The sequence below is a fragment of the Sphingomonas sp. genome (assembly GCF_036387535.1).
Classification (GTDB): Bacteria; Pseudomonadota; Alphaproteobacteria; order Sphingomonadales; family Sphingomonadaceae; genus Sphingomonas_R.
In genome coordinates, this window is sequence record NZ_DASVTO010000011.1 from 1 (window position 1) to 14251 (window position 14251).

At 68.0% G+C, this 14251-nt stretch carries 15 protein-coding genes; 5 read left to right on the forward strand and 10 right to left on the reverse strand.

Features of this window, described 5'->3' with window-relative positions; all coding sequences use genetic code 11:
- Positions 1-271 (reverse strand): S4 domain-containing protein (locus VF649_RS01520; RefSeq protein WP_331010192.1); only part of this gene is annotated, 271 nt, incomplete at its 3' end.
- A gap of 127 nt (positions 272-398) precedes the next feature.
- On the opposite strand from VF649_RS01520, the gene VF649_RS01525 reads away from it, so the two are divergent.
- Complete coding sequence (locus tag VF649_RS01525; RefSeq protein ID WP_331010193.1) at positions 399-815, forward strand: response regulator; 417 nt, start codon at positions 399-401, stop codon at positions 813-815.
- Between the two features lie 40 nt (positions 816-855).
- Positions 856-2178 (forward strand): AmpG family muropeptide MFS transporter, encoded by a 1323-nt coding sequence (locus tag VF649_RS01530; protein ID WP_331010194.1) that lies wholly within the window; start codon positions 856-858, stop codon positions 2176-2178.
- A gap of 130 nt (positions 2179-2308) precedes the next feature.
- Here VF649_RS01530 and VF649_RS01535 read toward each other — a convergent pair whose 3' ends face one another.
- The 9 genes from VF649_RS01535 to VF649_RS01575 form a co-directional block, all read right to left on the reverse strand.
- Positions 2309-2758 (reverse strand): DUF6628 family protein, encoded by a 450-nt coding sequence (locus tag VF649_RS01535; RefSeq protein ID WP_331010195.1) that lies wholly within the window; start codon positions 2756-2758, stop codon positions 2309-2311.
- 70 nt (positions 2759-2828) lie between these two features.
- A complete protein-coding gene (locus VF649_RS01540; RefSeq protein ID WP_331010196.1) occupies positions 2829-4157 on the reverse strand; it encodes a bifunctional folylpolyglutamate synthase/dihydrofolate synthase in 1329 nt (442 codons plus the stop codon).
- Positions 4158-4302: 145 nt separating this feature from the next.
- Positions 4303-5154, reverse strand: a complete 852-nt coding sequence (gene accD, locus VF649_RS01545; protein WP_331010197.1) for an acetyl-CoA carboxylase, carboxyltransferase subunit beta — start codon at positions 5152-5154, stop codon at positions 4303-4305.
- Positions 5151-5975: a tryptophan synthase subunit alpha gene (gene trpA / locus VF649_RS01550; RefSeq protein WP_331010198.1), complete on the reverse strand. Its 825-nt coding sequence runs from the start codon at positions 5973-5975 to the stop codon at positions 5151-5153. Before trpA ends, accD begins: the two co-directional genes overlap by 4 nt.
- 130 nt (positions 5976-6105) lie before the next feature.
- Positions 6106-7338, reverse strand: a complete 1233-nt coding sequence (gene trpB, locus VF649_RS01555; protein ID WP_331010199.1) for a tryptophan synthase subunit beta — start codon at positions 7336-7338, stop codon at positions 6106-6108.
- Positions 7335-7970 (reverse strand): phosphoribosylanthranilate isomerase, encoded by a 636-nt coding sequence (locus VF649_RS01560; RefSeq protein WP_331010200.1) that lies wholly within the window; start codon positions 7968-7970, stop codon positions 7335-7337. Before VF649_RS01560 ends, trpB begins: the two co-directional genes overlap by 4 nt.
- Positions 7971-8049: 79 nt before the next feature.
- Positions 8050-8724, reverse strand: a complete 675-nt coding sequence (gene pyrF, locus VF649_RS01565) for an orotidine-5'-phosphate decarboxylase (protein ID WP_331010201.1) — start codon at positions 8722-8724, stop codon at positions 8050-8052.
- Positions 8721-9089, reverse strand: coding sequence for a LapA family protein (locus tag VF649_RS01570; RefSeq protein WP_331010202.1), 369 nt, complete (start codon positions 9087-9089; stop codon positions 8721-8723). The genes pyrF and VF649_RS01570 overlap by 4 nt, the downstream gene beginning before the upstream one ends.
- 27 nt (positions 9090-9116) lie before the next feature.
- Complete coding sequence (locus tag VF649_RS01575) at positions 9117-11399, reverse strand: patatin-like protein (protein ID WP_331010203.1); 2283 nt, start codon at positions 11397-11399, stop codon at positions 9117-9119.
- A gap of 55 nt (positions 11400-11454) precedes the next feature.
- Here VF649_RS01575 and VF649_RS01580 point away from each other — a divergent pair, with 55 nt between their 5' ends.
- The 3 genes from VF649_RS01580 to VF649_RS01590 all read left to right on the forward strand — a co-directional run.
- Positions 11455-12351 carry a hypothetical protein gene (locus VF649_RS01580; protein ID WP_331010204.1) on the forward strand — a complete coding sequence of 299 codons (897 nt, stop codon included), beginning with the start codon at positions 11455-11457 and terminating at the stop codon, positions 12349-12351.
- Between the two features lie 66 nt (positions 12352-12417).
- Positions 12418-13791, forward strand: a complete 1374-nt coding sequence (gene radA / locus VF649_RS01585; RefSeq protein ID WP_331010205.1) for a DNA repair protein RadA — start codon at positions 12418-12420, stop codon at positions 13789-13791.
- Between the two features lie 8 nt (positions 13792-13799).
- On the forward strand, positions 13800-14251 hold a 452-nt coding region (locus tag VF649_RS01590; protein WP_331010206.1), incomplete at its 3' end, for a CvpA family protein.

The following is a 14251-nucleotide window of genomic DNA, read 5'->3' on the forward strand; positions in this document are numbered from 1 at the left end:
CCTTGACCGGATTGCCGTCGACGGTGACCCCCGCCAGCGAGGTGAGGATCGTAGCCGGAGTTTCGATCGCGACCCCGTCGATCGCGATCCGCCGGTCCACGATCATGCGTTCGATTTCCCGGCGCGAGGCGATGCCGGCGCGGGCGAGCAGCTTTGCGATGCGTTGCGGGTCGCCAGCCTGTTTTTTTAGCGGACGATCGGGTTCGCGGCGCGGCGGGCGGGGCGGGGCCACCGGGGTGGCCGCGGCGTCGGGGCGGCGAGGGGTACGCAAGATAAGGGTGATCCGATCTGGTCAGGTTTGGCAGCGGAAATAAACCGGAACCGAGACGTTCGCCAGTCACTCTGATAGAGGCGTCGCACGGACCTTGTCCGCGTGGTATTTGGGGGCGTGACGGTCAATGCTGTTCGGCAAGCGCAAGCGATCGATCCACCGCATCCTCATCGTCGAGGATGAGCCGCTGGTGGCGTTCGACAACGAACATTTCCTGCGCGACGCCGGCTACGACATCGTTGCCACGGTGGACCGCGTGGGCGAGGCGCTGCGGTTCATCGCGACTGGCGATCTCGATCTGGTGCTGGCCGATATCCGTCTGTCGGACGGCAGCGGCCTGGATGTGGCGCGCGCGGCGCGGGAAAAGGCGATCCCGCTGCTGTTCGTGACCGGGCAATGCCCGCCGGAGGCACGCGGGCTGGCGATGGGCGTGTTGGTGAAGCCGTACAGCCACCGCGAACTGGTGGCGGCGATCGACGCGCTGGATGCCAGGATCGCCGGGCGGCCGGCCAAGCGGCCACCGCCGGGGCTGAGCCTGTTCTGAACGGGCTTTCCGTTCGCGCCGCCGCCGTTATGGTCGCGACATGACTGTTCCGACCGACCGCACCACCGGCCCGATGGCCGCGATCCGCCCTTATCTGGAAGCCGGGCCGCTGGCGGCGCTGTTCCTGGGGATGTCGTCCGGTTTTCCCTATGCGATGATCGGCGCCACGCTGACCACGCGGCTGGCGCAGAGCGGCATCGACAAGAAAAGCGTGACGGCATTCACGCTGGCATTCCTCGTGTATAATCTGAAACCGCTATGGGCGTGGGTGGTGGACGGTGTTCGCCTGCCGATCCTCGGGCATCTGGGGCAGCGTGTGTCGTGGATGCTGCTGGCGGGGCTGCTGGTGATCGCGGGCGTGGTCAATCTGGCGCTGGTCGATCCGCGCGCCAGCCTGCTCGCCACCGCGCAGGCGGCGATCCTGCTCGGGCTGGCCGGCGCCACGTTCGACATCGTGATCGACGCGTACCGGATCGAAGTGTTGGAACCGCGCCAGCTGGGCACCGGTGCCGGCATGTCGCAATATGGCTGGCGGATCGGATCGACGGCGGCGGGGGCGTTGGCGCTGGTGCTGGCGGCGCGGGTCGGATGGTCGGCCGCCTATATGGCGTGCGCTTTGTTCGCGTTGCCGGCGATGATCGTCGCGCTGACGATGGGCGAACCGAAGCGGCACCGCCCGCCGGCGGGGCGACGCGGGCTGGCGGAACTGGGGCGATCGATCTGGGGACCGTTTTCGGAATTCCTGCAGCGGCCGGGCGCGGCGTTGGTGCTGCTGTTCATCCTGATCCACAAGGTCGGCGACACCTTGGCCAACCTGACGTTCCGGCTGTTGTTCGAGGATCTGGGGTTCACCAATGACGAAGTCGCGATCTACGATGTCGGCTTCGGTTTCTGGGCGTATCTGATCGGGATCTTCATCGGCGGCATCCTCTATGCGCGGATGGGGTTGAAGCGGTCGGTGCTGTTGAGCCTGGTGCTGATGGCGGGGTCCAACCTCAGCTTTGCGGGGCTTGCCGCATCGGGACACAGCAATTGGGCGATGGCGGGCGCGATCGGGTTCGAAAATATCGCGAGCGGGATCGGCGGGGTGACGGTGATCGCCTATTTCTCCGCGCTGTGCGACCTGCGCTTCACCGCCGCGCAATATGCGCTGATCTCGGCCGCGGCGAGCATCGTCGGGCGGCTGGTCACGGGAACCACCGCCGGCGTGCTGATCGAGCGGCTGGGCTATGTCGATTTCTACCTGTTGACGACCGTGATCGCGCTGCCGGGGGTGGTGCTGTTCTGGATGATGAGCCGGTCGGGCCTGGTGGATGCGTCGATCGGCAGTGCGGGGGTGGAGAGGGAAGCGAGCCCGTCGTGACCGAGACGGTGCCTCATCCATCGTCAACCCGGCGGAGGCCGGGGTCCCGGTTGGCATGGTGTGGCGCCGTACCTGAGGGAGGCCCCGGCTTTCGCCGGAGTGACGGCTTGGGGCGGAAGGCGATTTGCGGTCAGTCAGACTGTATGATCGACAACGGGCGGCCGAGGTCCGTGAACGCATCCGCCAGCGCGCGCGCGGTTTCGGCGGCGGTGTGGCAGTGGCGGACGGCCAGCAGGGCGGCGAGACGGCCGTGGCCCGCCCGGGGATCCGTCCGGCTATGGGCGATCGCCGTCATCAGGCCATGTTCGTCGGCAGTCGTGCGGGGGCAGCAGCAGGGCGCGATCATCAACGCCCGCGCCGACACGCGCGACACCTCCGCCATCGTCGCCCGCAGCAGGACCAAGGGGCGGCGGAAGCCGCGGCCGAAGATGTTGAGCATCGCACTGGCGGCATAGGCATCGTCGATTCCACCGGCCGCCATCCGGCGAAGCGCGAACAGCAACAGACGATCGGCCGCGCCGTCGGGCATGGCGTGGGGCAGGATCTGGGCCGGGGCGGGGCTGTGGGAACCGGATGTCATCGCGCACTCCTCGTGTGAGGCGTCGAGAAAAGCATCATCGCTATTGCAAGTCAATCGCATTAGCGAAAGGTCAGTCGGGTGGTGTCCGATTTGCGGCCAGGACGCTGCCCGCGAGATAGAGCGAACCCAGAATGACGATCTGCGGCGGGTGGGCGGGATCGGCGGCAGCCATGATCTGCGCCAGGGCGGCCGGGGCATCCGGCGCGGTGGCCGCGACGATGCCGAGCGCGTTTGCGGCGCCGGCCAATGCGGCAGGGTCATGGGTGGCGTGGCCGGGAACCGGGACCGCAATCATGCCGTCGACATGGCGGGCAAGGGGCGCCAGCACACCGTGCGCATCCTTGTTGGCGAGCAGCCCGACGATCAGCAGCAACGGGCGGCCGTCGCGACGGAGAGCGGCGAGACAGGGCGCGACCGCCTCGGCCGCAGCCGGGTTGTGCGCGCCGTCGATCCAGAGGTCCGCACCCGGCAGCAGGGTGGCGTGGAGTACGCCGGCCGTCACATGCTGCATCCGTGCAGGCCAGCGGGCATTGCCCCCCGCCCCCCGCAGCGCGGCGTCGGGCAGCGTGATCCGGTGCTGATGACGCAGCATCGCGATGGCCAGCGCAAGGTTGCCGGCCTGATGCGGGCCGGCCAGCGCGGGCGGGGCGAGCCGGAGTGTCCCGTCTGCGTCCTGATAGGCGACATGATCGTCCCGGACGGCGTAGGACCAGTCGCGTGCCTCCGCGCGCAACGTCGCGCCGGCCGCGTCGGCGACCGTCGTGATGCGATGGGCCAGCGCGGGCGGATAGGCCATGGTCAGCAACGGCACGCCGGGTTTGGCGATGCCGGCCTTTTCGGCGGCGATGTCCTCGATCCGGTTCCCCAGAAACGCCTGATGATCGAGCCCGAGCTGGGCGATGCCGCAGGCGGCCGGATCGCGAAGGACGTTGGTGGCGTCGAGCCGGCCGCCGAGTCCGACCTCGATGATGCAGGCGTCGGCGGGCGTGCGCGCGAAGGCGAGGAAGGCGGCAGCGGTCGTGACCTCGAAGAAACTGGGTGCGATGGTCCCCGCGACATCCAGCACTTCGGCCAGGGCAGCGGCCAGCGCCGCGTCGTCGATCAGCGTCCCGGCCAGGCGGATCCGTTCGTTGAACCGGACAAGATGCGGGCTGGTATAGACATGGGTTCTGAGCCCCGCCGCTTCGATCGCGGCGCGGAGATAGGCGCAGGTCGACCCCTTGCCATTGGTGCCGGCGACGTGGAGCACAGGGGGCAGCCGGCGTTCCGGATTGCCGAGCCGGGCGAGCAGCGTGGCGATCCGGTCGAGGCCGAGAATGTCGGCACCGGGCGACAGCGTGGCCAGGCGATCGAGCTGTGCCTGGACGGCGGGGTCGGATGAGATTGCGTGGTCGGCCATGCGATGGTCCCACAGAGACAAAGTGGTCGTGGCGTTCCGGCTCCGTCATCCCGGCGCCGGCCGGGATCCCGTTCGGCTTGGCGATGGCGCTTCACCTTTGCGAGTCCCCGGCTTTCGCCGGGATGACGATCTGGGTCGCGCTGCGCTATCCGGCCCGCTCAGCACAGAGATACGCGATCAGCCGCGCCAGTTCGGCGCGAAGCCGGTGACGGTGCACGACCATGTCGAGCATGCCATGATCGAGCAGATATTCCGCGCGCTGGAACCCTTCGGGCAATTTCTCGCGGATCGTCGATTCGATGACGCGCTGACCGGCAAAGCCGATCAGTGCACCCGGTTCCGCCAGCTGGACGTCGCCCAACATCGCATAGGAGGCGGTGACCCCGCCGGTGGTAGGGTCGGTCATCACGACGATGTAGGGCAGACCGGCCTCGTGCAGCTTCGCGATCGCGACGGTGGTCTTGGGCATCTGCATCAGCGACAATATGCCTTCCTGCATCCGCGCGCCACCCGCGGCGGTAAAGATGATGTAGGGGCAAAGATCGGCGATCGCGGCCTCCACCCCGGTCAGGAAGGAGGCGCCGACGCCCAGCCCCATCGACCCGCCCATGAACGCGAAATCCTGGACCCCGACGACGGCCCTGCGCCCTTCGATCAACCCGCGGGCGTTCATCAGCGCATCGGTTTCGCCCGTCGCGGCGCGCGCCGCCTTGATCCGGTCGGCATAGCGCTTCGTGTCGCGAAACTTGAGCGGATCCTCCCGCACCGTCGGCATCGGCAACAGCGTATGGATCCCGCCGTCGAACAGCGCGTCGAAGCGCTCGACCGGCCCGATGCGGCCATGATGGTCGCATTTCGGGCAGACCGACTGGTTTTCCTCATATTCCTTGTTGAACAACATCTGCCCGCAGGATGGGCATTTGTGCCAGAGTTCGTCTGGCGTCTCGCGCTTCGCGACGAACGGCAGCGATTGGCGGACGCGGTCGATCCAGCTCATGCCATGATCTCCTGACGGGCGGTACGGACAGCGGTGGCGAGACCGCCGACATAGCTTTGGATCGCGGCGGCAGGGTCTTCGCCGCGCGCATAGGCGGCGGCGATCGTTTCCACGATCGCGGAGCCGACCACCACGCCGTCGGCGGTGCGGGCGATCGCCGCGGCCTGTTCCGGGGTGCGCACACCGAAGCCGACCGCCACCGGCAGGTCGGTCGCGGCCTTCAGCCGGGCGACGGCGGCGTCGATCGAGGCGGATGCCGCCTGCTGTTTGCCCGTGATGCCCGCGACGGACACATAATAGAGAAAGCCGGAAGCGTGGGCGAGCACGGCCGGCAAACGATCAGCGCTGGTGGTAGGGGTCGCCAGCCGGACCAGATCGATCCCCGCGGCGCGCAGCGGCAGCCCGAGCGCCGCATCCTCCTCCGGCGGGATGTCGACGCAGATCACGCCATCGACACCGACGTCGCGGCACCGATCCGCGAACCATTCCGGCCCGCGCCGGACCATCGGATTGGCATAGCCCATCAGCACCAGCGGGACGTCCGGATGACGGGTGCGGAAATCGCGCACCATTTCGAACAGCGCCGCCGTGGTGGTGCCCGCCCCCAGCGCACGCAGATTGGCAAGCTGGATCGCGGGGCCGTCCGCCATCGGATCGGTGAACGGCATGCCGAGTTCGATCACGTCCGCCCCGGCGGCGACCAGCGCATCCAGGATCGCGGGGGTGGCGGCCGGCGCAGGATCACCGCCGGTGACGAAGCAGACGAGGGCGGCGCGGCCTTCGGCGGCGCAGCGAGCAAAGGTGGTGGCGAGGCGGGTCATGCGCACATGTCCGTCATTCCGGCGCGGGCCGGGATCCAGCTATGGAGATCAGCGGACATGACGCCGTGACTGCAGGCCATGACGTCGACCTGGATCCCGGCGTGCGCCGGGATGACGGTGTGAGCGGGCATCATATCTTCACCCCCAGCGCGTCGGCGACGGTGAAGATGTCCTTGTCGCCGCGGCCGCACAGATTGGCGATGATGATCTGGTCACGCGGCATCGTCTTGGCATGGCGGATGACGGTCGCCAGCGCATGGGCGGGTTCCAGCGCCGGGATGATGCCTTCCGTCCGACACAGGAACTGGAATCCGTCGAGCGCGTCGCGATCGGTGGCACTCTCGTAGCGCACCCGCCCGATTTCATGCAGCCAGCTATGTTCCGGGCCGATGCCGGGATAGTCCAGACCGGCCGAGATCGAATGGCCTTCGGTGATCTGACCGTCTTCATCCTGAAGCAGATAGGTGCGGTTTCCGTGCAGGACGCCAGGTTCGCCGCCGGCCAGGCTGGCGGCATGTTCGACCGTATCGAGCCCGTGGCCCGCCGCCTCGACACCGACCATCCGGACATCGGCGTCGTCCAGGAACGGGTGGAACAGCCCGATCGCGTTCGATCCGCCGCCGATCGCGGCGACCAGCAGGTCCGGCAGCCGGCCTTCCGCCTCCATGATCTGTTCGCGCGCCTCGCGCCCGATCACCGACTGAAAATCGCGGACCAGTTCGGGATAGGGGTGCGGGCCGGCGGCGGTACCGATGATGTAGAAGGTGTCGTCGACATTGGCGACCCAGTCGCGCAGCGCCTCGTTCATCGCATCCTTCAGCGTCTGCGCGCCCGTGGTGACGGGCACCACCTCCGCGCCGAGCAGCTTCATGCGGAAGACGTTCGGCTGCTGTCGCACGGTATCGCGCGCGCCCATGTAGATGGTGCAGGGCAGGCCGAAGCGCGCGGCGACGGTGGCGGTGGCCACGCCGTGCTGTCCGGCGCCGGTTTCCGCGATGATCCGGGTCTTGCCCATCCGCACCGCCAGCAGGATCTGGCCGATGCAATTGTTGATCTTGTGCGCACCGGTATGGTTCAGCTCGTCACGCTTCAGATAGATTTTCGCGCCCATGCCGGCGGGCGCATCCGCGCGCACCGCTTCGGTGAAGCGTTCGGCATAATATAGCGGGCTGGGGCGGCCGACATAATGTTTGAGCAGCCAGTCAAGCTCCGCCTGGAACGCCGGATCGGCCTGGGCCGCGCGATATTCGCGTTCCAGGTCGAGGATCAGCGGCATCAGGGTTTCGGCGACATAGCGGCCGCCAAACTGCCCGAAATGGCCGTCGGGCGACGGCTGGGCGCGATAGCTGTTCTGTATGGTCATGACCGGGCGACCGATTGCAGGAAGGCGGCGATCTTGTCCACATCCTTGACGCCGGGCGCCGATTCGACCCCGGAGGAAATGTCGAGCAACGTCGCTCCGGTGACATGGACCGCGTCGGCCACGCTGTCGGCATCCAGGCCGCCCGACAGCGCCCAGGGCAGCGGATGCGTGAACCCGGCCAGCAGCCGCCAGTCGAACCGCAGGCCGAGCCCGCCGGGCAGATCGGCCCCGCGCGGCGGCTTCGCGTCATAGAGGATCAGGTCGGCGGCCTGTGCATAGCGCGGGGCGTCGGCCAGATCGGCGCGGGTGCGGACGGAAACCGCCTTCCATACCCGGCGGCCGAAACGCGCGCGGACCGCCGCGGTGCGCTCCGGCGATTCGTGGCCGTGCAACTGGATCGTGTCGACGCCGCTGGCGACCGCATGATCCAGCAATGCATCGTCGGGATCGACGAACACCCCGACCTTGCCGACATGCGGCGGCACGCGGCGGATCAACGCCGCGGCCTGCGCGGGATCGAGGTTGCGGGGACTCTTCGGGAAGAAGACGAAGCCGACATGGGACGCGCCGTGGGCGACGGCGGCATCGACGGTGGCCTCGGTCGAGAGGCCGCAGATCTTGGCGGTAGGCATGGGCGTGCGGTAGCAGCTTTTGTGTGCGGACGGCACGGCTTCTGGATCGACCGCGCGGCGACGACGTCGGCCGTCGTCGCTACAGCGTTGCCTCGATCGCGCGGGCCGCGGCATCGGGATCGTCCGCGGCGGTGATCGGGCGCCCGATGACGAGGATGGAGGCCCCCGCGCGGCGGGCGGCGGCGGGGGTCATCATGCGTTTCTGGTCGCCTGCCTCACCGCCCGCGGGCCGGACGCCGGGAACCACGAAGAAGCCGCCCGGCCACGCCTTCTTCGCGGCCGCGACCTCCGCCCCCGAACAGACGATGCCGTCGATCCCGGCGTCCTGCGCCAGCGCGGCGAGGCGCGTCACCTGCGCCTGCGGGTCCGCCGGCATCCCGATCGCCGCCAGATCGCTGCCGTCCAGCGAGGTCAGGATGGTGACCGCGACGACCTTCGTACCGATCGGCGCGGCGGCCTTCGCATCCTCCATCATCGCGCGGCCGCCGGCGGCGTGGACGGTCAGGATCGCGGGCGCGAGCGGCCGGAGCGCCTGAATCGCCTTGGCGACCGTATTGGGAATGTCGTGCAGTTTCAGGTCGAGGAACAGGGGCAGGCCGAGGCTTGCCATTTCGCGCACCCCGGGCTGGCCATGCGCGAGAAAGAATTCCAGTCCCAGCTTGATCCCGCCGACATGGTTGCGGACGGCGAGCGCCAGCGCGCGGGCACGATCGATGTCAGGCGTATCCAGCGCGACGTAGATGCAGCCGCTCATGACGCGCCGGGTCCGCTGGGCAAGGGCGCATATCCGGTCGTGGTGATCGGCTCCGACCCCGTGGACGGGAAAGCAGTGTCGGTGGCGGTTGCGGGCGTGAGCGGCGGCATCGGCACGGGGCGCAACTCCGCGATCGTGCGTTCGGCCTGATCTAGCCGGCGCCGCATCCGCCAGCGCGTCGCCAGATACAGGATCGACGGCGGCAGCAGCCCGGCGAGGAAGGCGATCAGCAGCAGCACCGGCAGTTTGACGTCGGCGACGATCCCGCCCCACAGGTTGATCTGCGTCGTGGTCCAGTTCTTGGTCGCGAAGATCACCGCGACGACCGCGACGACCACCCAGAACAGGGTTCTCAGAAACTGCATGGCTTCACCCTCCGTCGAACCCTGCTTCTACGGCGGTGGCGGCGGAGGGCAAGGCCGGTCGGCGCAGCCGATCTCCGCCTCCAGCGCGTCGAACAGTTCCGGGATATGGGTGAGCCGCTGCCGCTCCTCCGCCAGGATCGCGCGGAACGCGCGGAACTTGAGACCCGCGACCTGGCCGGGGGCGAGCGCGGCGCCCGGAGCCAGCGTGGAGATCACGATATCGATCAGGCGGTCGACCCCGTGCAGCCGCCCCCACAGATAATCATTTTCCCGCCAAGCCCTGCTAAAGAACGCGCCGAAGCTGTTGAACCGAATGCCTTTCAGGGTCGCTTCCGCGCCACCGGAACGGATCGCGACCGCATCGTCGGGTGCGATGCGGTCAACCTTGACCGGGTTGAATTCGTCACCCAGGTCGCCCCGCAGCAGCGGCAGTGTGGCAATGTCGTAGAAGGGGAAGCCGAGATAGGCGAGCAGCAGCCGGCGGCGTTCGGCCTTCGACAGGGGCCAGAGCGCGGTACAGAGAATGGCATCGGCGCGATCATCGATCCGCTTCAACTCGGTTGCAGCGGCGAGGACGGCAAGTGCTGCGGCCGGATCGTCGACGGGATCGGGCAGCGGTGCGGACAGACTCGGGTTCTGAAGCGCGAGATAGGGGGCCAGCGCGGTAAACAGCGCGGCGCGGATCCCCTCGATCGCGGTGACGGTGCAATCCGGCGGCGGGACGTCGGCGACCTGGTTCGCGACAAAGCGCAGGCGGCGGATGCGGAACCCCAGATCGTGCGCGCGCAGGAACGGGACGATCGCGGGATTGGGCGCCGGCACCGCCAGACCGGCCGCATCGACATGCGCCCAGAGCGCGGCACGCAGGCGGGGCCGATCGATCCGGCACAGCCCCGCCAGGGTGGTGGCGAGCTGATCGACGACCGACGCCAATTTCAGGTGGCCGTAACCGGCAAAGGCGAAGCCCGCACGGCGTTCGGCGAGCAGATGTGCCTTCGCGCGCCAGCCGGCGATCCGGGCCGGCGTCGGGCGGGTCAGGAAGACGGTGCCGCCCAGCGCGGCGTCGATCGCGGCCTCCACCTCCGGCCGGACGGCGGCGATGGTGGCGCGGACCTCCGCAATCCGGGCGGACCGCGCCTCGATCGCCTCCAGATTGTCGCGGATCGGCTGTTCGCGCGGGATGTCCGACAGCGCGCCGAGAATGGTCTGGAAGAAGCCGGGCGTTTCGGTCCGACCCCCGCCGACATGGACCGACCGGATGTTCGGCTTCGGATCGATATAGACGAACCGGCGGTCGATCTCCCGCGCCGCGGGACGGTTGCGCAGCGCGTCGATGGCGGGTCGGAACGGGGCATTGTTGAGCACCGATCCGTCGATCAGCACCGCCGCGTCGACTTGTCCGATCGCCGCCGATCGCGGCAGGGCGCGCGCCAGGAAGTCTGCCCGACCCGGCCAGGGCTGCACCCGCGCGCGCAGCACGGCGTCCAGTTCGCCGACCGAGAAGGGCGGGAAGGCGCCCGGAAAGCTGGCGGTCGCGCGGGCGGCAAAAGCGAGATCCGGTGGTTCCCCGATTCGCCGATCCTCGGACCGATTCGAGAAAGCTAGCGTAAGCCGATGTTCGGTTTCGACGATTTCGGGCGGGCTGTGCAGCGTCAGCCGTTCGGGATGGCCGCGGAAGTCCGTGACCGTGACGAACAGATCGAGCGGCTGCCCCGGCGGGAGCAGCGGGCGACCGTCGCCGGTGGCCGCCATCGCATCGAGCGCGTCGAGCAGCAATGCGGTAAAGCCTGGCCCGGAAAAGGGCGGCGCGAACCAGCGTGCCTGGACGAAGCGGGTAAGCTTCGCCAGCACCTCGGTGCGGACGGCGGGGTCGAGATCGTCGGTCGCGAGGCGCGCCGCGGCGTAGCGGGCGATCGGCGCCGCCCATAGCCGCGAGATATGGACCATCGGCCCCGGATCGGCCGTCATCAGCCGATCGATATCGGCGGTGTCCAGCCAGAGCGTGGTCAGCGGATCGAGCGATTGACCGGTCGCGATCGCCTGGCTGAGAAAGATGCCGTTGATGCCGCCGGCGCTGGCCCCGGCGACGATGTCGACCAGCACGCGCAGCCGAGTGCCGGTCGTCGCCTCGATCTCCGCCAGCAGATCGTGATACACGGCCTCGCTTGCGCCGATGCCGGGCGCATCCTCGTGAAACGCACGGCTGGCGCGGGCGAGATGCCAGATCTCGCGCGTGATGCCGTGCATGTAGACCGCCAGGCTGATCCCGCCATAGCAGACCAGCGCGAGGCGCAGTTCCTTCTCCCGCATCTCGTTATCCTCGCATAAGTCTTCATGATCGTCACCTTCATCCAAGGAAGAATTGATGCAGGCTGGAGCGAAGCCGCCTTTTGGCTGGTCCGGTAAGGCCGCCTGCGATATCGTGCGGAGCGGCAAACACGGAAGAGAACAGCGACAGATGGGTATCGATATGTGGAGCCTGCAGTTCCTGATAGAGGCTCGGAACCGTATTGGATCGTTTGGCAGCCTGCTCCAGATCGGTCGGCAGGAACTGCATATCTCCAAGAACGATCATCCCATGGCAGATCGGTACCTTCACGAAGGCGGGGTAGGCCTTACCTATCGGCAAGCGACGCGCGGCGGAAGCTATGCGGACGAAGGCCTGTTCCAGTCGCTAGGTGCAACCGATGTCGCGGCAGCCGACGCCTCGGCCTATGAAGGTGCCGTGCTGGTCCACGACTTCAACGACCCGATCGAGGTCAGGTGGCATCAGCGTTACGACACTGTTTTCGACGGCGGATCACTGGAACATATCTTCAACGTGCCTACGACCTTGGCGAACGAGATGAATCTGGTCAGGGTTGGCGGTCACATTCTGTCGGCGGTGCCGTCCAACAACTGGCTGGGCCACGGTTTTTATCAGTTCAGCCCGGAATTGCCGTACCGGGTGTTCACGCCCAATAACGGATTCCGTATGGAGTGCGCGTTCCTGACCGAAATGACCGGAGATCACAGCCTGTATCTCGTGGAGGATCTGGCACGGCGTGCGGGCGGCGAGATCGGGTGCACGAACACCAACACCAATTTGCAATTTATTGCTACCAAAACCGCGCATATACTGCCTTTCCGACGCTGGCCGCAGCAGGGCGATTATCAAAACGCGTGGGACGAGTTCGCGTCCAACGAGGCAGCCTTGCCGGTCGACGTCCCCGCGTCGCCGGTAGCGGCTCGCCGCTCAGTGTTCCAGAAGCTGTTCGGCTGATTCACAGGTGGTTGCTGTAGCGAGCCGCGAGGCATATGTTCATCGTTCGTTCCGACCGGAGTTCCGATGGCCAAGCCGCAAAAGCGTTATGTCTGCCAAGCCTGCGGCGCGGTCAGCACCAAGTGGCAGGGGCAGTGCGTCGATTGCCTGCAATGGAATACGCTGGTCGAGGATGCCGGCGGTGCCAAGACGCCGTTCTCGGCCAAGCATAATCTGCGCGGTGGCGGCAATCTGGTGCTGCTGTCGGCGCTCGACAGCGACGTCGCGCTGCCGGAACGGATGCCGACCGGGATCGCGGAGTTCGACCGCGCGCTGGGCGGCGGGTTCGTGGCAGGATCGGCGACGCTGATCGGCGGGGACCCCGGGATCGGAAAATCGACCTTGCTGTTGCAGGCGGCGGCTAAGCTGGCGCTGGCGGGGAAATCCGTCGCCTATGTCTCGGGCGAGGAGGCGGCGGACCAGGTTCGGCTGCGCGCGCGCCGGCTGGGGTGCGGGACCGCGCCGGTGCAGCTTGGTGCCGCAACGTCGGTACGCGACATCCTGACCACGCTGGAACGCGGGGCGGCGCCCGACATGCTGGTGATCGATTCGATCCAGACGATGCACAGCGACCTGATCGAAGGCGCGCCGGGCACGGTGAGCCAGGTACGCGCATCGGCACATGAACTGGTACGCTATGCCAAGGACAGCGGCTGCGCGCTGGTGCTGGTCGGGCATGTCACCAAGGACGGGTCGATCGCGGGGCCGCGCGTCTTGGAGCACATGGTCGACACGGTGCTGTCGTTCGAAGGCGAGCGCAGCCATCAATATCGCATCCTGCGCGCGATCAAGAACCGCTTCGGCGGCACCGACGAGATCGGCGTGTTCGCGATGGCGGAGGCGGGGCTGGACGAGGTGTCGAATCCGTCCGCGCTGTTTCTGACCACGCGGGGCGAATCCGTCTCGGGCGCTGCGGTGTTTCCGGCCGTGGAAGGAACGCGGCCGGTGCTGGTGGAAATTCAGGCCCTTGTCGTGCGGCTGGCATCCGGCGCGACGCCGCGGCGGGCGGTGGTCGGCTGGGATTCCGGGCGGCTGGCGATGATCCTGGCGGTGCTGGAGGCGCGGTGCGGGCTCAGCTTTTCCACGGCGGAAGTCTATCTGAACATCGCCGGCGGATACCGGGTGATCGATCCGGCCGCCGATCTGGCGGTGGCAGCGGCCCTCGTGTCGGCGCTGGCCGAACAGCCGATCCCGTCGGAAATGGTCGCGTTCGGCGAAGTGTCGCTATCCGGCGAGGTGCGGCCGGTGGCGCATGGCGGATTGCGGTTGAAGGAGGCGGCGAAGCTGGGCTTCACCCAGGCGATGGTGCCGGCATCGCTGGCCGAGTCGCCGGCGGGACTGTCGATGCGCGGCTATGCGACGCTGGCGGCGCTCGTTGACCGGCTGCTGGGTCGGGACTAGCGGGGGACATGCCTGCGCTGACCGCCCTCGATATCGTCGTGATCCTGCTGGTGGGGGGCGGCGGCGTGCTGGGCGTGCTGCGCGGGTTCGTGACCGAGGTGCTGTCGCTGTTCGCCTGGATGGCGGCGATCCTGGCGCTCAAATTCTTTCATCCCGCGCTGTCGGCGGCGTTGGTGGAGCCGGTCGGCACGCGGGCGGGTGCATCGGTGGCGGCGTTCGCGCTGCTGTTTCTGGTGGTGTTCGCGGGCGGCAAGTTCGTGGCGGGCGCGCTCGGCCGACGGACGCGGCAATCGGTGCTGGGCCCGCTCGATCGCTTGCTCGGCGGCGGCTTCGGCGCGGTGAAGGGGCTGATCGGCGCGACCCTGCTCTTCCTGGCGGTCACGCTGGTTTATGACACGCTCTACGGCGGCGCCGCGACCCGCCCCGACTGGATCCGCGAGTCGCGCAGCTACGCGCTGCT